Source organism: Nocardioides sp. cx-173 (assembly GCF_021117365.1).
Lineage (GTDB): Bacteria > Actinomycetota > Actinomycetes > Propionibacteriales > Nocardioidaceae > Nocardioides.
The window spans coordinates 3,123,677-3,145,128 of sequence record NZ_CP088262.1 but is presented as its reverse complement, the minus strand read 5'-3'; the positions used below and the strand labels follow the sequence as shown (position 1 = coordinate 3,145,128).

Sequence of the window (21,452 nt, the reverse complement as noted above, 5' to 3'; positions counted from 1 at the left end):
GGAGGGTCAGTGAGGCTGGACGGCAACGACCTCGAAAAGCACTCGCGGGTGAGCGCGACGCCCTACGGTGGCCATGCTCGCACCTCTGAAGCCCCGTGTCTGGAGACTGCTATGAACCCGCTGCTCTACCAGGTGAACACCCGGGTGTTGCTGCACGAGATCGCAGGCGGGCTTGGGCGTCCGGCCACTCTCGACGACGTCACCGACGCCTTCCTGGACGAGATCGCGGCGCGAGGATTCGACTGGGTCTGGTTGCTCGGCGTGTGGCAGACCGGGGACGCGGCACGGGCCGTGTCGGCGGCGAACCCCGACTGGCAGGCGGAGTACCACGAGGCCCTGCCCGACTTCACTCCCGAGGACGTCACGGGCTCGCCGTTCGCGATCGTCGACTACGGCGTGCACCGCGACTTCGGAGGCGACGCAGCCCTCGCCCGGCTCCGGACCCGGCTGTCCGAGCGCGGGCTGAGGCTGCTGCTGGACTTCGTGCCCAACCACACCGCGCTAGACCACCCGTGGCTTCTCGACGCCCCGCAGCGCTACGTGGGTGGGACCGAGGACGACCTGTCGGCCGAGCCGCAGAACTACTTCCGCGTGGGCGACCACGTCGTCGCGCACGGGCGGGACCCCTACTTCGACGGCTGGCCGGACACCGCCCAGCTCAACTACCGCCACCTCGACCTGCGGGCGGCGATGACCGCCGAGCTGGCCCGGGTGGCGGCGCGCTGCGACGGCGTCCGCTGCGACATGGCGATGCTGCTCGAGCCGGAGGTGTTCGCCCAGACCTGGGGCGACCGGTCGGTCCCCGCCGACGGCACGCCCGCCGCCGACTCGCCGTTCTGGCCCGAGGCGATCGCCGCCGTGCGCGCCCAGCACCCCGGCTTCCTGCTCATGGCGGAGGTCTACTGGGACCTGGAGTGGCAGCTGCAGCAGCACGGCTTCGACTACACCTACGACAAGCGGCTCTACGACCGGCTGCGCAGCGGTGACGCGGCCGCGGTCCGCGGGCACCTCGCGGCCGACGCGGACTTCCAGGCGCGCTCGGCGCGCTTCCTCGAGAACCACGACGAGCCCCGGGCGGCCGCGACCTTCCCCGATCCCGCCGTGCACCAGGCGGCCGCGGTGGTCACGTTCCTGTGCACCGGCCTGCGGTTCTTCCACGAGGGTCAGCTCGAGGGCCGCCGGGTCAAGGCGCCGCTGCACCTGCGGCGGCGCCCAGACGAGCGGCCGGACCCGGTCCTCGCGGAGTTCTACGACCGGCTGCTCGGCGTGCTGGCGGACCCGGTCCTGCGCAGGGGCCACTGGCAGCTGCTCCAGGTGGGTCCGGCCTGGGACGGCAACGGCTCGCACGACTCGTATGTCGTGGCGGGGTGGTCGCCGACCGCCGATGCGCCGCTGCGCTGGCTGGTGGCGGTCAACCTGAGCGAGCACCAGGCCCAGTGCCGCGTCGCGGTCGCCACCGTCCTGCCCGCGGGCGGGAGCGTGTGTCTGGTCGACCGCATGCACGACGACGTCGCGTACGTCCGCGACGTCGCCGCGACCGCGGCCGAGGGGCTGTTCCTCGACCTCGGCCCGCACGGCCACCACGTCTTCGAGATCTCTGCTGTGGAGTCCTAGGCGTCTCGGCGGAACAGCGTGGTCGAGGGGTGCGGACGCTCGTCGGCCAGCACCGCGGCCGGGTCGAGGGTGCCGAAGAGCTGGATCAGCTTCGCGACCAGGCCGGTCCAGCCGGTCTGGTGCGAGGCGCCGATGCCGGCTCCGTTGTCGCCGTGGAAGTACTCGTAGAACAGCACGTTGTCGCGCCAGTGCTCGTCGGTCTGGAACAGCTCGACCCCGCCGAACACCGCGCGCCGGCCCTCGTCGTCGGTCACGAAGATGCTCACCAGGCGCTCGGAGATCTCCTGCGCCACCTCGAAGAGCGTGTGCTGCTGCCCTGAGCCCGTCGGCATCTCCACGGTGAACTCGTCGCCGTAGTAGAGGTAGTACTGCAGCAGCGCGCGGACGATCATGAAGTTCACCGGCATCCACACCGGACCGCGCCAGTTGGAGTTGCCGCCGAACATGCCGCTGTCGGACTCGCCCGGCAGGTAGCCCACCCCGAACGCCTGGCCGTCGACCTCCATGGAGAACGGGTGGTCGCGATGGTGGCGCGACAGGGCCCGGATGCCGTAGGGGCTGAGGAACTCCTCCTCGTCGAGCAGGTAGCCCAGGACGCTGCGCAGCCGCTCCTCGTTGAGCAGGGTGAGCAGTCGCCGGTCCTGGACGCCGGGGACCATCGGGTCGGCCAGCTGGCCGAGCAGGTCGGGGTGGCGGTCCATGAACTCGGCGAGGCGGTCGCTCAGCCCGGCGAAGGCCGCGGCCGGCACGACGGTGACCGCGCACAGCGGGATCAGCCCCACCATCGAGCGCACCCGCAGCCGCTCGGAGGAGCCGTCGGGCAGGCGCAGCTGGTCGTAGAAGAAGCCGTCCTCGTCGTCCCACATGCCGTCGCCGCGCTCCATGGCGGCGGCGATGTAGAGGAAGTGCTCGACGAACTTGAGCGCCATGCCGTCGTACTGAGGGTCGGTGGCGGCGAGCTCGAGCGAGAGCTCCAGCATGGTCTGGCAGTAGAGCGCCATCCAGGCCGTGCCGTCGGCCTGCTCGAGGCGGCCGCCGGTGGGCAGCTGGGCGGCGCTGCGGTCGAAGACCGCGATGTTGTCGAGCCCGAGGAACCCGCCCTCGAACGCGTTGGCGCCGACGGCGTCCTTGCGGTTGACCCACCACGTGAAGTTGAGGACGAGCTTGCCGAAGACGTCGCTGAGGAAGGCGTGGTCCTGCTCGCCGCTGATGTCGGCGTCCTCGACGTGGCTGAACAGCGTCGCCAGCGCGTGCACCGGCGGGTTGACGTCGGAGAAGTTCCACTCGTACGCCGGGATCTGCCCGGACGGGTGCAGGTAGCGCTCACCCAGGAGCAGGCGGATCTGGTCGCGGGCGAACGCGGTGTCGACCATGGCGAGCGTCATCGTGTGGAACGCGAGGTCCCAGGCGGCGAACCAGGGATACTCCCAGCAGTCCGGCATCGAGATGATGTCGCCGGCCACCATGTGGAACCAGCGGGCGTTGCGGTGGTCGAGGCTGGTATCGCTGCGTAGCGGGTGCACGTCGCGCTCGCTCAGCCACCGGTCGAGGTCGTAGCAGTAGAACTGCTTGGACCACAGCATCCCGGCCAGCGCCTGGCGCATCACCAGCGCCGAGTCGGCCGAGACCGAGGGCGGGGTGATGTTGGCGTAGAAGTCGTCGGCCTCGGCACGACGCTGGGCCACGACCTTGTCGGACTTGGCGTCGAAGGGGGAGCGCGGCATCGAGGCCGCGAGCCGCAGCCGCATCGTGACCGACTCGCCGGGAGCGAGCTCGACGCGCCGGCGTACGGCGGCCTTGGTGCCGCTCAGCTCGGGGTTGACCGCGTCGGCGCGGCCCTCGACGACCGCGTCGTTGATGCCGTCCTTGACGTACGGCGTGGGGTTGCTGCCGCCGCTGATGCGCGCCCAGTTGGTCTCGTTCTCGGTGACCAGGACGTCGGCCTCGTCCTCCCACGCGAGCGTGTAGGGCTCCAGCCCCGGGCAGTCGACGGTGATCCGCTTGGCCTCCGCGTCGGCGCTCAGCCGAGGGCGCGGGTCGTCGCGGTCGCGCTCGTGCCACCAGGTGTTGCGCAGCCACAGGGTCGGCAGCAGGTGGAGGGCCGCGGTGTCGGGGCCGCGGTTGGTGGCGGTGACGCGGATCAGCAGGTCGTCGGGACCGGCCTTGGCGTAGACCATCTCGACGTCGAAGTAGCGCTGGTCGTCGAAGACGCCGGTGTCGACGAGCTCGTACTCGGCCTCGCCCTTGCCGCGCGCGGCGTTCGTGCGCAGCAGGTCCTCGTAGGGGTAGGCGGCCTGGGGGTACTTGTAGAGCCCCCGCATGTAGGAGTGGGTCGGGGTCGAGTCCTGGTGGAAGTAGTACTCCTTGACGTCCTCGCCGTGGTTGCCCTCGCCGTTGGTGAGGCCGAAGAGCCGCTCCTTGACGATCGGGTCGGCCTCGTTCCACACGGCGATCGCGAAGCACAGGCGCTGGGCGTCGTCGCTGATGCCGAGCAGGCCGTCCTCGCCCCAGCCGTAGGCCCGGGACCGCGCGTGGTCGTGGGGGAAGGAGTTCCAGGCGTCGCCGCCGGGGGAGGTGTCCTCGCGGACCGTGCCCCACTGCCGGTCGGAGAGGTAGGGGCCCCACTGGCGCCAGGGGACCCCGTCGATGTTGGCGGCGCGCAGGCGCTCGTCCTCGGCGGTGGCCATCTCTACAGTCCGGTCAGGTCGGCGATGTGGCGCCGGGCGGTGCGGAACGCCTCCAGCGGATGGGCGAGGGCCGGGTCCTGCTCGGCCTCGACGACCAGCCAGCCGGCCCAGCCGTCGTCGGCGAGCTTGCGCAGCAGTGGCGCGAAGTCGATGCAGCCCTCGTCGTCGCCGGGGACCGTGAAGATGCCCTGCCGCAGCGCGTCCCAGAAGCTCAGCGACTCCTGGTGCATCCGGTCGAGCACCGGCTGGCGGAGGTTCTTGAGGTGGACGTGCCCGATCCGGCCCTCGTGCTTGGTGAGGACCGCCATCGGGTCGCCTCCACCGACCATCAGGTGCGCGGTGTCCAGCAGCAGCCAGGTCTCACCGGCGACGGTGTCGGCCATGAGCCGGTCGATGTCCTCGGAGGACTGCACGCCGGTCCCGGTGTGGTGGTGGTAGTTGATCCGCAGCCCGTGGTCGCTCGCGATGCGGCCCATCTCGCCGAGCCCGCGCACCATCGCGTCCCACTGCTCGTCGTCGAAGACCGGCCGGTTGGCCAGCGCCGGCACCGGCTGCTGGTGCACCGCGCCGGTGACCTCGGCGACGTACACGTCCTGCAGGCCGATCGCGGTGAAGAACGGGATCTGGTCGCGGAAGGTCTGCAGCGTCTGCTCGTAGGCGCCGCCCTGGGACGCGAACCAGGTCGACACCCAGCCGCCCGACGGCACCAGGCCACGGACGTCCAGCGCCGCCTTGAGGGTCGCCGCGTCGGTCGGGTAGGTGCTGCCCAGCTCGGTGCCGGCGTACCCGGCGAGGGCCATCTCGCTGACGATCTGCTCGAACGACGTGCCCGCACCCAGCTCCGGCAGGTCGTCGTTGATCCAGGCGTTGGGCACGGCGGCGATGCGGACGGTTCCTGCGGCGAACATGGGGGTCCCTTCGGGGAGTGCATGCCAGGGGGCGTCCTCCGGCTGGTCGGAGCCCGAGCGTAGGACCCGCGGGACCGCTGCGTGGCGGCTTCGCCGGTTTCCCCCGCAGCATGGGAGAAGTGCGCGTAGCCTCCGAGGCCCACCCCACCCCCTGCCGAGGAGCCGACATGGCTGACACCGTAGAGATCGTGACCATGCGTCTCAAGGAGGGTGTCGACCTCGACACCTTCAAGGCCGAGAACGCCAAGATGGAGCACGCCTTCCTGGGCCACCTCCACGGGTTCAAGAACCGCAGCACCTCGGCCAACGCCGACGGTCAGATCGTCGTGGTGCTCCACTGGGAGAGCGCCGCGGACGCCCAGTCCTCGATGGACAAGTTCGTGGGCAACCCCGACACCTCGCCGTTCCTGGACCTCATCGACATGGACACCTTCGTGATGACGCGCTACGAGGAGTTCGACACGATGACCCTCGCCGACGTCTGATCCTCAGGTCAGCTCGCGCGTCGTGAAGTCGGCGGTCACGGGGTAGTCCACCTCGTGCCGCGTGATCCGCTGGATCTCGATGCGCAGGTCGCGGCCCTGCTGGAAGTCGATGACGTGCCCACCGATGGTGCGTGCGTCGTCGACGACGTGCAGGTGGAAGCCGCCCGGCGCGATCTTGCCGGCGTACGACGGCGCCGAGAAGCCCACCATCAGGCCGGACACGTCGGTGTAGTGGTACTCCGGCTGGGTGTGCTCCACCTCCTCCAGTCGGGGGTACGGCGGGTCCTGGCGCGGGATGGAGCGCGTGTGCAGGTGACCGAAGGTGCCGTGCAGGCGGAACGCGACGAACAGGTTGCTGGTGCCGGCGATCTCGGCGACGAGGGCGCCGATGTCGCCGGTCGTCGTGGAGTCCGGCAGCTCGCGGCTGAGCTCGGGCTCGAACGGGATCACCATGCAGAACGCCAGCGTGTCGGCGTCGTCGGCGACCTGGGCACTCGAGTCGGCGTGCATGCGGTAGACGACGCCGTCGACCATCACCATCTCGCCGTCGAGGTGGTCGAACGCGCCGACCCCCAGGTTGCCGTGCGCCTTGGCGTCGGCGACGCTGGTCAGTCCGTCGAAGCAGCCGTTCTGCAGGGACACGGCGGGGGCGTTCTGCCACAGGATGCTCATCGGGCGGCCTCGCTGGCGAAGGTGTCGCGCATGAAGCCGATCGCGTTGGCCGCGAACCGATCCTTGGACCCGAAGGTGTCGCGCCACACGTGCGCCTTGGTCGACAGGCCGGGGACGTCGGCCGCGAAGGCCTCGGCGGCGACCCAGCCGTCGTAGCCGATCTCCTGCAGCGCGCGGGCCGTCGCTGCCCAGTGGACCTGACCGGCGCCGAGCACGCCGCGGTTGTTCTCGCTGGCCTGCACATGCTTGATCGCCGCACCGTGCGTGGTGATGGCGGCGACCACGTCGTCCTCCTCGGCGTGGGCGTGGTGGGTGTCGTAGAGGACGCCGAACGACGGGTGGTCCACGCGCGCGGTCAGCGACGCTGACTGCGCCATGGTGTTGAGCAGGTAGCCCTCGTGCCGGTTGAGGAACTCGACCGCGAGCACCACGCCGGCCTCGGCGGCGTGCTCGGCCGCGGACCGCATGACCTCGGCGGACCAGGTCAGCTCCTGCTCGGTCGGGCCGGCGCCGGAGAAGACGGCGTACGCCGTCTGGAACGGACCGCTGAGCACGGTGCTCCCCAGGGTGTGGGCGGCGTCGATTCCGAACCGGATCTCGTCGAGGCCGCGTCGGCGCACCGCGGCGTCGGGGCTGACCGGGTTCTGCTCGGCGGCGAGGTTGAGGATCGTCGTGCACCCCAGCCCGGCGTCGTCCAGCGCGTGCCGGATCTTCTGGTTGTCGGCGGCGAGCCCCGAGCCGACCGGGATCTCGGCGCCGTCGTACCCCAGCTCGGCGAGGGTCGTGAAGATCGGGTAGTGCTCGGGGGCGACGTCGGTCGTCCAGATGTACATGCCGATGCCGAACTTCATGCGTTTCCCTCCGGGGGAGTGATGGGTGTTCGTAGGGTAGGGCCGGCAGGCCCGCCGGGTGTCCTGAATGCCACCGATCAACCCAGGAGCAGGCGATGCAGGATCCCTACCAGGTGGCCGACGAGACCTTCGTGATCCCCGACGCGGTGCCGGTCCCCGGGATCGGGCTGCTGCCGGTCAACGCGATGGTGGTGCGGGGCGAGCAGCCGATGCTCGTCGACACGCTGGCCACCGTGCACCGGGAGTCCTACCTCGAGCGGGTCTTCGAGATCGTCGAGCCGGAGGACGTGAAGTGGCTGTTCATCAGCCACGAGGACCGCGACCACACCGGCTCGGTCATGCAGGTGATGGAGCGCTGCCCCAACGCCAGGCTGATCACCAACTTCCTCGGCCTGGGCAAGCTGGCCGAGGAGTTCGAGGTCCCGCTCGACCGGGTCAACCTGCTCAACGACGGCGAGAGCCTCGACATCGGCGACCGCGTGATCGAGGCGATCCGGCCGCCGCTCTACGACTCCTCGGCCACCCGCGGCTTCTACGACCCCAAGACCGACGTCTACTTCTCCGCCGACTGTTTCGGCACCGTGCTCACCGACAACGTGCCGTTCGCCGACGACATGTCCGCGGCCGACATGGAGGAGGGCTTCTACTGGATGAACCGCGCCAACCACATCTGGTTCCACCACATCCCCACGGCGCTGATCGAGGAGCAGGCCGCGCGCATCCGCGCCGTCGACCCGGCACTGATCGTCACCGGCCACGGGCCGACGTTCCGCCACGACCCGTTGCAGGTCTGCGACTGGATCGCCCGGATCGGGGACATGGAGCCGGTCCCCATGCCCAACCAGGCGGAGTTCGAGAAGTCGCTGGCCGGCGCCTGAGCGCCGTACGACGTCAGCGGCGGCGGCCGCCGAGCCAGCCGAACGCCACGAACTCCGCCAGCAGCAGCCCGACCGAGGCGTAGGGCTCGACGAACGCCAGCACCGTGGCGACCAGCGTGACCGCCGGCAGCAGGTACAGGTGGTGGGTCCGGCTGCGCGCCAGCAGCTCGGCGGCGTGGTCGGGGTGGAGCAGCTGGGCCTCCCGGGCCGCGTGGCGCGCCAGCAGGCCGACGGCGACGGACAGCACCCCGATGTTGACGGCGAAGACCACCGTGGACCACGGTTCGGCGACGCGCTCGGTGCCGATGATGTCGGCGGAGAAGGGCACCAGGGTCACTGCGCCCAGCACCGAGAAGTTGAGGGCCAGCGTCCCGTTGTGGCACTGCCGGAGGTCTGCGGTGATCGAGTGGTGCACCAGCCAGAACCGCGCGATGGCGAGGAAGCTGATCAGCCACGCCAGGAAGACGTGCCAGTCGTCGGCCAGCAGCGCGACGATGGACTCGTCCCTCTCGGGCAGCTTGAGCTCGAGCACGAGCAGCGTCAGCACGATGGCGAAGACCCCGTCGCTGAGCGCGTTCATCCGCTCGGTGCCGTAGTGGGCACGGGCCGGAAGGCTCCTGTCCTGCTGCGCCTCGACCGTCATGTCCACCCTCCGTTGTGCGGACCCGCAGTCTAGGAGTCCCGCGCCCCGGATGTGGGCGGATCGTCAGACGCCCGACATGGTGATGATCTGCCTCAGGGTCGTGCCCTCGGCGAGCCGGTCCATGCCGGCGTTGATGTCGGCGAGGGGGAGCCGGCTGGAGACGAGCCGCTCGACGGGCAGCCGGCCGGCGCGCCACAGCTCGACGAACCGCGGGATGTCGCGACCGGGGACCGCCGAGCCGAGGTAGCTGCCGACCAGCGAGCGGCCCTCGGCCACCAGCGCGGTGGGGGACAGCTCGATGCGGGCGTCCGGCGAGGGCAGCCCGACCGTGATCGTGGTGCCACCCGGACCGGTCAGCTCCAGGGCGGTCCGCAGCGCGTGGACGTTGCCGGCGGCCTCGACGACCACGCGCGCCTTCACCCCGGCGGCGACGGCGTCGTCGGCGCTGAGCGCCCGGTGGGCGCCGAGCTCGAGGGCGGTGCGCAGCTTGTCGGCGACCGGGTCGACGGCGACGACGGTGACGTCCTCGTGGGCCAGGGCGGTGAGGACGGCGGCCATGCCGACGCCGCCGAGCCCGACGACCACGACGGTGTCCCCGGGGACCGGTCGGCCGACGTTGACCACGGCCCCGCCCCCGGTGAGCACCGCGCAGCCCATGACGGCGGCGACCTCGGGCGGCACATCCTGGTCGACCCGCACCAGGGAGCGGGCGTCGATGACGGCGTGGGTGGCGAACGCCGAGACGCCGAGGTGGTGGTGTACGTCGCCGCCGGCGCGGTGCAGGCGCCGAGCACCCGAGAGCAGGGTCCCCGCTCCGTTGGCCGCCGACCCCGGGACGCAGGGACGGGTCCCGTCGCCGGCGCACGCCTCGCAGGCCCCGCACCGCGGCAGGAAGGTCGTGACGACCCGGTCGCCCAGGGACAGCCCGGCGACCCCGGGCCCGAGCTCGGCGACGGTGCCGGCGGCCTCGTGGCCCAGCAGCATGGGCACCGGCCGGACCCGGTTGCCGTCGACGACGGAGAGGTCGGAGTGGCACAGGCCGGCGCACTCGATCGCGACCAGCACCTCGCCGGGGCCGGGTGCGTCCAGCTCGATTGTCTCGACCGTGATCGGGCGGGAGCCCGCGAAGGGCCGGGCGCGACCGATCTCCTCCAGCACGGCGCCGGTGATCTCCATGGGGTGCTCCTCCGTGGGGTGCGTGCCTAGGTCAGGCGGGGTGGGGGACCCCATCGTCACATCGGCCGGGCCGGCGCTCCGCAGCACCGTGCCGGTCGGGTACGTCGTGGGGCCGCGTCACTGCGCCGCCTTCGCGTCACGCACGAGCGCGCCGCCGATGATCAGCCGCTGGATCTCGCTGGTGCCCTCGTAGAGGCGCAGCAGCCGCACGTCGCGGTAGAGCCGCTCGACGGGCACGTCGCGCATGTAGCCGGCGCCCCCGTGCACCTGGACGGCCAGGTCGGCCGCCCGGCCGGCCATCTCGGTGCAGAACAGCTTGGCGACGCTCGGCGCGACGCGGCGGTCCGCGCCGCTCACGTACTTGCGGGCGGCATCGCGGACCAGGGCGCGACCCGCGTCCAGGCCGACGCGCTGGTCGGCGAGCATCGCCTGCACCAGCTGGAAGTCGCCGATCGGGGTGCCACCCTGCGTGGCGGCCGCGGCGTACGCCACCGACTCGTCGAGCGCCCGCTGTGCGCAGCCCACGGCGAGGGCCGCGATGTGCACCCGACCCCGGGCCAGCGAGGTCATCGCCGCGCGGTAGCCGACCTCGGCGCTGCCGCCGACCAGCGCCTCGGGCCCGACCCGGACGCCGCGAAGCACGACGTCGGCGGTGCTGGAGCCGTCCTGGCCCATCTTGGCGTCCTTGGCCCCGACCGAGAGCCCTGCCGTGTTCGCGGGGACCAGGAACACCGCGATGCCGTTGCCCGACTCGGGGGCGGGCTGCAGCTTCGCGAACACGACGAAGAGCCCGGCTTGCGGTGCGTTGGTGATGAACTGCTTGGTGCCGTCGAGGACCCAGCCGTCGCCGTCGGGGGTGGCCGAGGTGCGCAGGCCTGCGGGGTTGGATCCGGCGCCCGGCTCGGTCAGCGCGAACGACGCCAGGATCTCGCCGGAGGCGATCCTCGGCAGCCACCGGGCCTGCTGCTCCCGGGTGCCGAAGCCGACGAGGACCTGTCCGGCGATGCCGTTGTTGGTGCCGAGCATCGAGCGAACGGCCAGCGAGGTGTACCCGAGCTCCATCGCCAGCTCGACGTCCTGGACCAGGTCGAGCCCCAGACCGCCCCACTCCTGGGGGATCGCATAGCCGAACAGGCCCATGTCGGCGATCTGCGCGCGCAGGTCGTCGGGGATCGCGTCGGAGCGCATGATCTCGACCTCGCGCGGCACCACGCGGGTGCGTACGAAGTCGGCGACCTGGCGGTGGACGTCGGCGAACACGTCGTCGGGCACGTCGGGGTTGCCTGGATACATGGCTCCAGCCTCCGGCATCGGCCCGCGCGCCGTCGAGCCGCCCACGGAGAGAGGAAGGCTGGTCACCGGGTCGTGGCGAGGAAGGTCAGGTGGGCGACGTTCGTCGTCTGGCCGTCGACGTCGATGCGGGCCTCGACGAAGCCGGCCGAGCGCCCGCGACGCACCGCGGTGGCGGTGACGCTCAGCCGGGAGCCGCGGACGGGGCGCAGGTACTGCATGCCGGCGTCGGCGAGCTCCAGGCCCTCGCCCATCAGCCGCTCGGCCGCCGTCGCGGCGATGCCGAAGAGTGCCCCGCCCTGCACGTCGCCGATGCGGTTGGCCAGGTGCGGTCCGACCTCGACCGCGCCGACGACCCGCTCGGCGCTGGTCTCGGACCACTCGAGTCCGAGCAGCTCCCGGGCGACGGGCGAGCCGAGGGCGTTGGCGCGCTGGGCCGCGATCGTGGCCGCGGTGACCGCAGCCGACTCCTCGGGGGTCAGGTCGGCCGCCGAGAGTCGCGGCACGGCGCTGGGGCGGCGCTCCCACGGCATCGCCGTGACCTCGGCGTCCGGGGGGATGGGCAGGGTGAGGAACCAGGCCTGGGCCTCCGCGACGGGGCCGTCGGCGGCGTCGGTGAGGTGGGCGTGCACGAGGGCGCGCGTCGCGTCGGCCGAGGTCCACACGACCTCGCTGCGGCAGGTCACCGCCCCTCGGGGGCGCGCGACCAGCTGGAGGGACAGGGAGGTGGTGGCCAGTCGCTGGTGGCGGGAGCCCTGGGCCCGGATGGCGAAGCCCAGGGAGAGGTCGGCCAGCGTCACCAGGGAGGTCACCTCGACGGGCAGGTCCAGCCGGGTGTCTCGTGAGAGCACCGTCGACTCCGGCACCAGTCGCATCCGGGTATGACCGGGCGTGTGGTCCAGCGGGGTCACGCCGACGAACTGACCCCAGAAGTGCAGGCCCAGGGCACGCGTACGGGCAACGGCGCCCAAGGCGGCGGGATGAGGCTCCATGGGCTGATGCTAGAAGTCGCGGCCGGGGGCGACGAGGTGCTCGTACCAAGGGATGGAACATCGCCTAAGTTCCGGTATTTGGAACTAACGGATTCCCGAGGAAAACACGTGGAATGGCGGCCTTGCGCGGTTCTTGAGGCAAGGGAGGTACCCTTCGAGTGGTTGACATCACGTGAAGGCGGCTTCTACCGTCAGTCGACCATCCGCATGCGTTCCGAATAATGGGAGAAAAGTTTGATGGTGGCCGTCACACCCGAGCTCGACGCCAAGCGGTCCGTCCTGGGACGGGCGTTCGACATCCTGGACTGCTTCGTGGGTCCCGAGCCGGAGCAGACCATCTCGACCCTCTGCGACCAGACCGGCCTCCCGCCGGCCACGGTCCACCGGATGCTCGCCACCCTCAGCGAGTGGGGCGCCATCGAGCGCGCCGGACGTGGGCGCTACCGGCTCGGCATGCGCCTGTGGCGACTCGGCTGGGGCGTGCCAGGGGCTCGCCAGGTCCGCGACGTGGCTCGCCCGTACATGGTCGACCTGTACTCCGCCACCCAGGAGATCGTCGTCCTGGGCTCGCGTGACGGCAACGACGTGCTCCTGGTCGACCAGATCGCCGGCCGCTCCTGCGGGTCGGCCTGGGAGTCGACCCGGCGCTTCCCGATGGGCAGCATCGCCCCCGGCCTGGTCCACCTGGCGCACATGCCCGTCCCGGAGATGCGCGGGCTCGTCGCCGACGGGCACGTGAAGCTGCCGCGGGCGCTCGCCGAGAAGGAGTTCCTCCTGCTGCAGACGCTCGCCGAGATCCGGGCCCATGGCCTCGCGGTGACCCGGGGCCGCCCCGGCGGCCGTGCCTGGGTCTCCGCGCCGATCTACGACAGCGGCGGGGGGCTGCGCTCGACCCTCTCCGTCGTGGTGCCCGAGGAGCGCCTGGCGCTGGCGCCCGTGACCCAGCTCGTCCGGCAGGCGGCTCGTGCCGTCTCGCACGGGCTCGGCGCGCGTACCCGGCCCGGTCGCCCGACCGCCACGCCGATCCGGAGGCAGTCGGATGCGTCGTAGCGTCGAGGTGCCCGGGCTCGGGCACGGTGGGCAGCCGATCCCCATGGCGTCGGTGGTCAACGGCATCGTCATGACCGGCGGGATCAGCGGCAAGGACCCGGCCACCGGCACCATCCCGGAGGACCCCGCGGCCGAGGTGGCCCAGGCGTTCGCCAACCTGCGCGCCGTGCTCGACGCGGCGGGGGCCAGCCCCGACGAGGTCGCCAAGGTGACCGTCTTCGTCGCGGACCGAGACATCCGCGGCCACGTGAACCCGCATTGGCTCGAGCTGTTTCCCGACCCCGAGAGTCGCCCCGCTCGGCATACCCTGGAGGCGAACCTGACCGGTATGCGGCTCCAGCTGGAGTGCCTCGCGGTCCTCGGGAGCTGACGCCCCGGTCGGGGGACCCCCCGGGCAGGACCGCTCGACTGCAAAGGAAGACCCGTGTCAGTGCTCGCGAAGGCGACCCAGACCCTCGACTGCCTCGGCGCGGCCGAGGGCCCGCTGCGCCTGCGCGACGTGGCCGCCGCAGTCGGCATGCCGAAGTCGTCGACCCACCGGATGCTCAGCGAGCTGACGGCGCTGGGGATCGTCCGTCGCGAGGGCGATCGCTACGCCATCGGGCCTCGCCTTCTGTACTGGGGGGCCATCGCCTCGGAGGGCTACGACCTGCGCGCGTACGCCGAGGCACCGATGCGGCGCCTACGGGACCGGCTCGGTGAGAGCGTGCACCTCTACGTGGACGAGGACGGCCACAAGGTGTGCATCGCCTCGGTGGAGTCCCACTACTCCCTGCGCCCGTTCGTGGCGCTCGGCCGTCCTGGCCAGCTGGGGGCCGGCTCGAGCGGCAAGCTCCTGCTGGCCTTCGCCGGCGATGCTCGGCGGCGGGCGGTCCTCGCGGAGCTGGCCCGACAGGGTGACCGGCACGCCCCCACGGTGGCCGAGCTGGACCTCATGAGGGACGAGCAGTGGGCGGTCTCCTTCGGTGAGCTCGAGGACGGCGTCGTCGCGGCGGCGACGAGCGTGTGCCACCCGGACGGCCGGCTCGCCGCGGTCATCACCGTCTCGGGGCCCGCGCATCGACTGGTGCCCGAGCGCCTCGGCGAGTTCCGCGAGCCGATGCGCGAGTGCAGCGCGGACATCGCCGCGCTGCTCGAGGCCGACGTCCACCTCACGGCGGCCGCGAACCGCTGAGCGCGCCCGGGAGCGATCCCTCGCCCGCTGAGGACGGCTTCCGCTGGGTGCGAGGACCTCTGGAGCCTCGTCGCCGGTCACAGGAGGGTGGTCACATCCCCTGATCGACGATGAGAGAGGAAACCTCGATGGCGGAGATCGTCGTAGGACTCGCTGCTTCCCACACCCCCCAGCTGAGCTCGGGCGCAGACATGTGGGACGACCACGGTGCGCGCGACAAGCGCTCCAGCGCGCTGCTGGGCAAGGACGGTGAGTTCCACACCTACGAGGAGCTGCTCGAGAGCGTCGACCCGCACGTCGCCGAGCAGCTGACCAACGAGGTGTGGGAGGCGAAGTACGAGCGCACCCAGAAGGGCATCGACGAGCTCAAGCGCCTGCTGGTCGAGGCGAAGCCCGACGTCGCGCTCGTCATCGGCGATGACCAGTGGGAGCTGTTCCAGGCCGAGGGAGTGCCGACCTTCGCGCTGTTCCACGGCGACGAGCTGTGGGACGAGCCGCGCACGGGCGAGGCGCTCGAGAAGCTGGCGCCCGGTCTGAAGGCCGCGCAATGGGCCGCCCACGGCGAGTCCCGCAACATCAACAAGACCGACGGCAAGCTGGCCGCGCACCTGACCGCGGCCCTGGCCGAGGCCGAGTTCGACGTCTTCCAGTTCTCCGAGCAGCCGTCCACCCGGTCGCTCGGCCACGCGTTCACGTTCCCGCGCTACCGCCTGGACCTCAGCACCGACATCCCGATCGTGCCGATCTTCATCAACACCTACATCCCGCCGAACGTCCCGAGCGCGTCGCGCTGCTTCCAGCTCGGCCAGGTGATCCGCAAGGCGATCGAGTCCTGGACCCCCGGCGTGCGCGTCGCGGTCATCACCTCCGGCGGCCTGAGCCACTTCGTCATCAACGAGGAGCTCGACCAGCAGGTCCTCGACGGGCTGGTCAAGGGGGACCTGGCGTCCTTCGGAGACCTGCCCCGCAACCAGATGCGCTCCGGCAACTCCGAGATCCTCAACTGGGTCACGGCCGCCGGCATGCTCGAGGGCCTCCAGGCCACCGTCATCGACTACGTGCCCGGCTACCGCAGCCCGGCCGGCACCGGCACCGGGATGGCCTTCGCCTCCTGGGCGTGACCGGTCACCTCCTCTCCACATACCCCTGAAAGGGAAAATACGCATGGCTTACAAGGACACCCTGGTGCTCGACGTGCACGGTCACGTCTCCGCGCCGCCGGCCGCCTACTACATGGCGGTCGCGATGCTCGGCTCGAACCAGCCGATGCCCAGCAACATCGGCAAGCAGGGCGGCAAGGGGGCGACCGAGGAGGAGTTCCGCAAGGCGGCGCAGGTCCACGTGGACTACATCGACGCCCGCAACATCGACGTCCAGGTCCTCGGCCCGCGCCCCTACCTGCAGTTCGGCTGGATGGAGCCGCACATCACGCCGGGCTGGGCCCGCTATGTCAACGACATGATCGCCCAGCAGGTGTCGTTCCACCCCGACCGCTTCGTCGGTGCCGCGCAGCTGCCGATGATCGCCAGCGAGCCCGACACCAAGCACGTCCTGGCCGAGCTGGACCGCTGTGTCAACGAGCTCGGCTTCGTGGCGGCGTACGTCTCCCCGGACGTCAGCGGCACGCGCGAGCAGCCGGGCATGGACAGCCGGTGGTTCGACGACCTGTACGCCGCGGCGCAGGACTACGACATCCCGCTGATCGTGCACGGCACCAACACCCTGGACCCGCGCTTCCGCGACGTCCCGATGAACTACCAGCTCGCGTTCCTCACCGAGCAGTACCTCGCCGGGCAGTTCCTCAGCCACGGTGACGTCTTCGAGCGGTTCCCGCGTCTGCGGATCATCATCTGCCACTGCGGCGGCGCACTGGACCGGTTCATCTCGACCGACCAGCACATCGCGCAGAAGGACCTGTCGGAGAACCTGTTCTACGACAGCTGCGGCTACGACCTGAACTTCCTCGAGGCCGCGATCAAGCAGCGGGGCGTCCCGCGCATGGTCTTCGGCACCGAGGCCCCCGGCTCCGGCGGCGCCGTGCGCCCGGAGACCGGTCGCACGTCGGACGACCTGGTGCCCGTCCTGGACTCCTTCGGGTTCCTGTCCGACGAGGACCGGACCCGGATCCTCCACGACAACCCCCTGAAGGTCGTCCCCGGGATGGCGCGCGCGGGTCGCTACCAGGCCTTCCTCGAAGGCGCCGCGACCGTCGCCCCCTGACCGGCGACCACCGCACCCACTGCACTACGGAGCGAGGAGGGGGACGGCATGCTCAGTGTCGAGGACAACGAGGTACTGACCCGGACGGGCAGGGGCACCCCGATGGGCGAGCTGTTCCGTCGCTTCTGGATCCCCGCCCTCCTCTCCTCCGAGCTCCCCCAGCAGGGCGGCCCGGCCGTGAAGGTCGGCCTGCTGGGGGAGAAGCTCATCGCGTTCCGCGGCAAGGACGGCAAGGTCGGCCTGCTCGAGTCGCGCTGCCCGCACCGGCACGCGAACCTGTACTGGGGCCGCAACGAGGAGGACGGGCTGCGCTGCGTCTACCACGGCTGGAAGTTCGGCTTCGACGGCGCGTGCCTGGACATGCCGGCCGAGCCGGTCGACTCGACGTACAAGGACCGGGTCAAGGCCGTCGCCTATCCGACCCACGAGGCCGGCGGCATCATCTGGACCTACCTGGGCCCGGCCGACGTGCAGCCCGACTTCCCCCTGCACGACTGGACGCTGCTGCCGGAGAGCCACTCCTACGTCAGCAAGCGCCACCAGCGGTGCAACTACTTCCAGAACATCGAGGGCGAGCTGGACACCGCGCACGTGCAGTTCCTGCACCGTGAGCTCGGCGAGCACGACTTCGCGCCGCAGAAGCGCTTCGACACCACCGGCAACCCCGAGTACACGATCGCCGAGACGCCCGTGGGCATGCTCGCGGTCGCGCAGCGCGCGCTCCCGGACGGCGGCAGCTACTGGCGGATCACGCCGTTCCTGATGCCGGCCTCCACGATCGTCCCGGCCCGCGTCGGCGAGCGCTACACCTTCACCGCCGCCATCCCGATCGACGACACCTCGATGTGGGGCTTCACCGTGACCTGGCTCGCCGACCGTCCGCTGAGCGCCGAGGAGCTCGAGCGGGAGAGGTCCGGTCTCGGCCTGCACGTGCGGGTGGACCCCGAGACGTTCGTCCCGGTGGCCAACATGGACAACGACTACCTGCGCGACCTCGAGGTCATGGCGACGCAGAACTTCACCGGGATCATGGGCGTCCGCTCCCAGGACCTGCCGGTGCAGGAGGACCAGGACGGTCCGATCTGCGAGCGCCACGCCGAGCACCTCGGCACCACCGACCGGGCGATCGTGGCTGCCCGCCGCCTCATGCTGCGCACCGCCAAGTCGCTGGCCCAGGGCATCGAGCCGACGCAGCCCCAGCGGGCCGACGCCTTCCGGCAGCGCTCACTCGCGGGTGACGGCACCGCCGGGCAGACCTGGGACGAGCTCTTCAACGCCGCGCAACACCAAGGACAGGAACAGACCGCATGACATCTCCACTCGAGCGCCTCGGCGCTCTCGACAGCTGCGTCGTCTCCGACGCGCTCGACCACCTCGGCATCTCCGGTGCCACCACCGGCATCCGGCCGATGTGGGGGATCCCCAAGATCGTGGGCTACGCCCGCACGGTCGAGGTCGTCGACGCCGCGGCCGCCGGCGACGTCCGGGGCCGGCACCTGGCCACCCAGACCGTCGTCTCCTCCGGCAGCGAGGACGTCATCGTCATCGCCAACCAGGGGCGTACGAACGTCTCGTGCTGGGGCGACATCCTCACGGCGGCCGCCCAGCAGCGTGGCATCCGCGGCGTCGTCATCGACGGCGCCTGCCGCGACGTCGACGCGATCACCGAGGCGCAGTTCCCGGTCTACGCGCGTGCCGGCGTCCCGGTGACCGCCCGTGGCCGGATCGTCGAGCGGGCCACCGACGTGCCGGTCTCCTTCGGCGGGGTGAGCGTGCGACCCGGCGACCTGGTCATCGCGGACGCGAGCGGTGTGGTCGTGGTCCCGGCCGACCGGGCCGACGACGTCCTCGCGGCGGCCGAGCGGCTGGTTGCGCGCCAGGAGGCGATGCTCGCCGCCGTCCGCGAGGGGCGCTCGGTCGTCGAGGTCATGGCCGACACCCAGTTCAGCTCCGCACTGTCGGGCACCACGTGAACCTCCACCCCCAGATCTTCGGAAGGCAGTGACATGGCAGACATGATGGGCCGGCTGGCCGAGCTCGGCACCGCGACGATCTCCGACGCGCTCGACCGCCTCGGCCTGCCCGGCAGCGCGCACGGCATCGCGCCGCTGGCCAACGGCACGCGCATGGCCGGGCCGGCGTACACGGTGCGCTACGTGCCGGCCGGTGACCCGGCCGGAACGGTCGGCGACTACGTCGACGACATCCCCGACGGCGGAGTGGCGGTCCTCGACAACCAGGGCCGCACCGACGCGACCGTGTGGGGCGACATCCTGACCACCTACGCCCACCAGCACCGGCTCGCGGGCACGGCGATCTGGGGGGTCTGCCGCGACGTGCGCGTGGCCCTGGAGACCGGCTACCCGATGTTCAGCGCGGGGCGCTTCATGCGCACCGGCAAGGACCGGGTGGAGGTGGCCGACGTCCAGGTCCCCGTGGCCCTCGGTGACGTCCAGGTGCGTCCGGGCGACATCGTGGTGGGTGACGACGACGGCGTCGTGGTGATCCCCTCGCACCGGCTGGACGAGGTCTTCGCACTCGCCGAGGACATCGGCACGACCGAGGACGCGATCGCCGCGGCCGTGGTCGACGGGATGTCGATCACCGACGCCCGGGCGAAGTTCGGCTACCACACGCTGCAGCGGAAGGCCTGAGGATGACCACCACACCCGCAGCACCGACTGACGCGGCGCGCCTCGCCGTCACCGACGACCAGCTGGCCGAGCTCGCGGCCGTCGGGGCCGCGACCGCCTACGAGGCCTCCGGACTCGACTGCGCGCTCGACCCGGCCATCCGGCCGGTGTGGAAGGGCGCCCGGCTCGTCGGGCGGGCCCTCCCGGTGCGCACGCACCCGGCCGACAACCTGCCGTTGCACCACGCGGTGGCCCAGGCCCGGCCCGGCGACGTACTGGTCGTGGACGGGCGCGAGGAGCTCTGCGGCTACTGGGGCGAGGTGCTCGCCGTCGCAGCTCAGCAGCGCGGGATCGCCGGACTCGTCATCGACGGGGGCGTGCGCGACACCGTCGAGCTCGAGGAGCTCGGGTTCCCGGTGTTCTCGCGTGGCGTGTGCGTCCGTCGTACCGGAAAGTTCTGGCCCGGCTCGGTGGGGGACCCCGTGACGGTCGCCGGTGTCCCGGTGGCGCTGGGGGACGCGGTCGTCGCCGACGCGGACGGCGTGCTGGTGCTGCCCCCGTCGGCTCTCGCAGCGACCCTGTCGGCGTCGCGCGCTCGCCTGGACGCCGAGCAGGAGTACCTCACGCGGATCCGCGGCGGAGAGCTCACGCTCGACGTCTACGGGTTCCGCGAGTAGCAGCCGACGCGAGTCACCAGCAGACGCCGCCGGGGCCTGGCCCCGGCGGCGTCTCGTGCTTCCTACTCCACTGCCAGCGGGGATTGTCGCCCGCCGCTGTAGTGAGCGCTGCACACCTCGAAATGAGTCGCTGTGGCGCCTGGATCCGGCTAAATCAGGAGATTGTGGTGTTTCTCTTCCCACTCTCGTTACTTCCCTGTAGCGTACGATCCAGTCAATGGCGTGACCCACGTCACGCCCGTGTCCTCGCCTCGGGAGACCCGAGGACCCGCCAGGACCACACAAGGAGCACGCATGTCATCAGCACGTCCGAAGGTGGGCCGCACGCGCGCCCGCGCCATCCTGGCCACCGCACTCGCCGGGGCTCTGCTGGCCGCTTGCGGCTCGACCGACGGCGGCAGCGGCGGCGGCGGCAACGGCTCCGGTGCGACCGATGAGGAGCTGAAGGCCGCCCAGGCCCAGATCGAGGAGTGGAGCGCGCCGCTCACGGCAGAGCGCTACCCCGAGATCGCGCAGCTCGAGAAGCAGGTCGACCTCAAGGGCAAGACCGTCCACCTGATCCCGCTCTCCGACGGCATCCCGGTCATCCACGCGATCGTCGTGGGTGTCCAGCAGGCCCTCGACGAGATCGGCGCCGACTACAAGGTCTGCGACGGCGGCGCCGGCGGCCAACCGAACCCGACCAGCTGGGGCAACTGCCTGAAGGCGGCCGGCGACCAGGGCGCCGACGCCGTGATGACCCTGTTCATCGACTACGAGGCCGTCGCCACCCAGTTCGACGCGCTCGCCGACAAGGGCATCCCCACCCTCATCGCCGGTGTCGAGGAGAAGGGCATGACGCCGAAGCCCGGCGTCATCGACTTCTACGACAACACCGGTCGCCTCCAGGAGGGCTACGCCTCCCTGTCGGTCTCCGCCCTCGCCCACGTGGGCAAGGACGTCAAGCCGCTGTGGCTGCGCCTGCTCGACTCGACGGCGACCACGGGCTCGAGTGACGCCGGTGTGGAGAAGTTCAAGGAGATCTGCAAGGAGTGCTCGGTCTACACCGCGGACTTCACCACGGCCAACTCGCAGGCCCAGCTCGCGGCGACCGTGAGCGCGGCGCTGGTACAGCACCCCGACGCGAATGCGGTCATCGTCCCGGTGGACAACTTCGCCCCCCTCGCCATCCAGGGCATCCAGCAGGCCGGCAAGACCGGCAAGGTCGAGGTCATCACCGGGAGCGGCTCGCTCGACGCCCTGCAGCGGATCAAGGACGGCGCGCAGGTCTCCACCCTGACCGGGCCGATCCAGTACGAGGGATGGCTGTTCACCAACGGGCTCATGCAGCTGCTGGCCGGCCAGAAGGTCGAGAAGGTGACCGCCGCCCTGAGCCGCGACTTCAACGAGAGCAACGTCGAGGAGCTCGAGCTCAAGCCCGAGCTCGCGCTGACCGACGACTGGTTCAGCGAGGGGCAGCCCTACATCCCGTCGTTCCTCGCCGCCTGGGGAGTCGCCTGACC

General features: G+C 71.2%; 21 protein-coding genes. 13 read left to right on the top strand and 8 right to left on the bottom strand.

All coding sequences use genetic code 11. The annotated features are described in order from the left end of the window. Positions 1–111: 111 nt before the first annotated feature. Positions 112–1,614 carry an alpha-amylase family glycosyl hydrolase gene (locus LQ940_RS15280; protein WP_231244371.1) on the top strand — a complete coding sequence of 501 codons (1,503 nt, stop codon included), beginning with the start codon at positions 112–114 and terminating at the stop codon, positions 1,612–1,614. Here the strand turns inward: LQ940_RS15280 and LQ940_RS15275 are convergent. Beyond that, positions 1,611–4,301, bottom strand: a complete 2,691-nt coding sequence (locus LQ940_RS15275; protein WP_231244370.1) for an MGH1-like glycoside hydrolase domain-containing protein — start codon at positions 4,299–4,301, stop codon at positions 1,611–1,613. The two genes, LQ940_RS15280 and LQ940_RS15275, sit on opposite strands and share 4 nt — an antisense overlap. A gap of 2 nt (positions 4,302–4,303) precedes the next feature. Then, positions 4,304–5,209, bottom strand: a complete 906-nt coding sequence (gene iolE, locus LQ940_RS15270; protein WP_231244369.1) for a myo-inosose-2 dehydratase — start codon at positions 5,207–5,209, stop codon at positions 4,304–4,306. A 167-nt stretch (positions 5,210–5,376) separates the two neighbouring features. Between iolE and LQ940_RS15265 the strand changes: the two genes are divergently transcribed. Beyond that, positions 5,377–5,694, top strand: coding sequence for a hypothetical protein (locus LQ940_RS15265; RefSeq protein ID WP_231244368.1), 318 nt, complete (start codon positions 5,377–5,379; stop codon positions 5,692–5,694). Between the two features lie 3 nt (positions 5,695–5,697). Here the strand turns inward: LQ940_RS15265 and budA are convergent, their stop codons facing one another. Together budA and LQ940_RS15255 are read right to left on the bottom strand one after the other, a co-directional pair. Further along, entirely contained in the window at positions 5,698–6,366 is a 669-nt protein-coding gene (gene budA, locus LQ940_RS15260; RefSeq protein WP_231244367.1) for an acetolactate decarboxylase, read from the bottom strand. Continuing rightward, a complete protein-coding gene (locus LQ940_RS15255) occupies positions 6,363–7,217 on the bottom strand; it encodes a sugar phosphate isomerase/epimerase family protein (RefSeq protein WP_231244366.1) in 855 nt (284 codons plus the stop codon). The genes budA and LQ940_RS15255 overlap by 4 nt, the downstream gene beginning before the upstream one ends. Before the next feature lie 95 nt (positions 7,218–7,312). Here LQ940_RS15255 and LQ940_RS15250 point away from each other — a divergent pair, with 95 nt between their 5' ends. Further along, positions 7,313–8,095, top strand: a complete 783-nt coding sequence (locus tag LQ940_RS15250) for an MBL fold metallo-hydrolase (RefSeq protein ID WP_231244365.1) — start codon at positions 7,313–7,315, stop codon at positions 8,093–8,095. 13 nt (positions 8,096–8,108) lie between these two features. On the opposite strand, the gene LQ940_RS15245 is transcribed toward LQ940_RS15250, so the two are convergent. From LQ940_RS15245 to LQ940_RS15230, 4 genes are all read right to left on the bottom strand, one after another. Next, the gene (locus tag LQ940_RS15245; RefSeq protein ID WP_231244364.1) at positions 8,109–8,738 is read right to left on the bottom strand and encodes a TMEM175 family protein; all 630 of its coding nucleotides are present in this window, start codon (positions 8,736–8,738) and stop codon (positions 8,109–8,111) included. Positions 8,739–8,801: 63 nt separating this feature from the next. Next, positions 8,802–9,914 (bottom strand): alcohol dehydrogenase catalytic domain-containing protein, encoded by a 1,113-nt coding sequence (locus tag LQ940_RS15240; protein WP_231244363.1) that lies wholly within the window; start codon positions 9,912–9,914, stop codon positions 8,802–8,804. A 117-nt stretch (positions 9,915–10,031) separates the two neighbouring features. Further along, positions 10,032–11,207, bottom strand: coding sequence for an acyl-CoA dehydrogenase family protein (locus LQ940_RS15235; protein ID WP_231244362.1), 1,176 nt, complete (start codon positions 11,205–11,207; stop codon positions 10,032–10,034). A 62-nt stretch (positions 11,208–11,269) separates the two neighbouring features. Beyond that, positions 11,270–12,196, bottom strand: coding sequence for a PaaI family thioesterase (locus LQ940_RS15230; protein ID WP_231244361.1), 927 nt, complete (start codon positions 12,194–12,196; stop codon positions 11,270–11,272). A 237-nt stretch (positions 12,197–12,433) separates the two neighbouring features. On the opposite strand from LQ940_RS15230, the gene LQ940_RS15225 reads away from it, so the two are divergent. From LQ940_RS15225 to LQ940_RS15180, 10 genes are all read left to right on the top strand, one after another. After that, positions 12,434–13,246 (top strand): IclR family transcriptional regulator, encoded by an 813-nt coding sequence (locus LQ940_RS15225; protein ID WP_231244360.1) that lies wholly within the window; start codon positions 12,434–12,436, stop codon positions 13,244–13,246. Then, complete coding sequence (locus LQ940_RS15220; RefSeq protein ID WP_231244359.1) at positions 13,236–13,616, top strand: RidA family protein; 381 nt, start codon at positions 13,236–13,238, stop codon at positions 13,614–13,616. The genes LQ940_RS15225 and LQ940_RS15220 overlap by 11 nt, the downstream gene beginning before the upstream one ends. Positions 13,617–13,670: 54 nt before the next feature. Next, on the top strand, positions 13,671–14,420 hold the full coding sequence (locus LQ940_RS15215; RefSeq protein WP_231244358.1) for an IclR family transcriptional regulator: 750 nt from the start codon (positions 13,671–13,673) through the stop codon (positions 14,418–14,420). Between the two features lie 128 nt (positions 14,421–14,548). Then, positions 14,549–15,541, top strand: coding sequence for a hypothetical protein (locus tag LQ940_RS15210; RefSeq protein WP_231244357.1), 993 nt, complete (start codon positions 14,549–14,551; stop codon positions 15,539–15,541). 43 nt (positions 15,542–15,584) lie between these two features. Next, entirely contained in the window at positions 15,585–16,640 is a 1,056-nt protein-coding gene (locus LQ940_RS15205; RefSeq protein WP_231244356.1) for an amidohydrolase family protein, read from the top strand. Between the two features lie 48 nt (positions 16,641–16,688). Then, positions 16,689–17,951: a Rieske 2Fe-2S domain-containing protein gene (locus LQ940_RS15200; protein ID WP_231244355.1), complete on the top strand. Its 1,263-nt coding sequence runs from the start codon at positions 16,689–16,691 to the stop codon at positions 17,949–17,951. Next, positions 17,948–18,613 (top strand): RraA family protein, encoded by a 666-nt coding sequence (locus tag LQ940_RS15195; protein ID WP_231244354.1) that lies wholly within the window; start codon positions 17,948–17,950, stop codon positions 18,611–18,613. Before LQ940_RS15200 ends, LQ940_RS15195 begins: the two co-directional genes overlap by 4 nt. A 33-nt stretch (positions 18,614–18,646) precedes the next feature. After that, positions 18,647–19,294 (top strand): RraA family protein, encoded by a 648-nt coding sequence (locus LQ940_RS15190; RefSeq protein WP_231244353.1) that lies wholly within the window; start codon positions 18,647–18,649, stop codon positions 19,292–19,294. 2 nt (positions 19,295–19,296) lie between these two features. After that, complete coding sequence (locus tag LQ940_RS15185; protein WP_231244352.1) at positions 19,297–19,950, top strand: 4-carboxy-4-hydroxy-2-oxoadipate aldolase/oxaloacetate decarboxylase; 654 nt, start codon at positions 19,297–19,299, stop codon at positions 19,948–19,950. 294 nt (positions 19,951–20,244) lie between these two features. Continuing rightward, the gene (locus LQ940_RS15180) at positions 20,245–21,450 is read left to right on the top strand and encodes a sugar ABC transporter substrate-binding protein (protein ID WP_231244351.1); all 1,206 of its coding nucleotides are present in this window, start codon (positions 20,245–20,247) and stop codon (positions 21,448–21,450) included. The last annotated feature ends 2 nt before the right edge of the window (positions 21,451–21,452 follow it).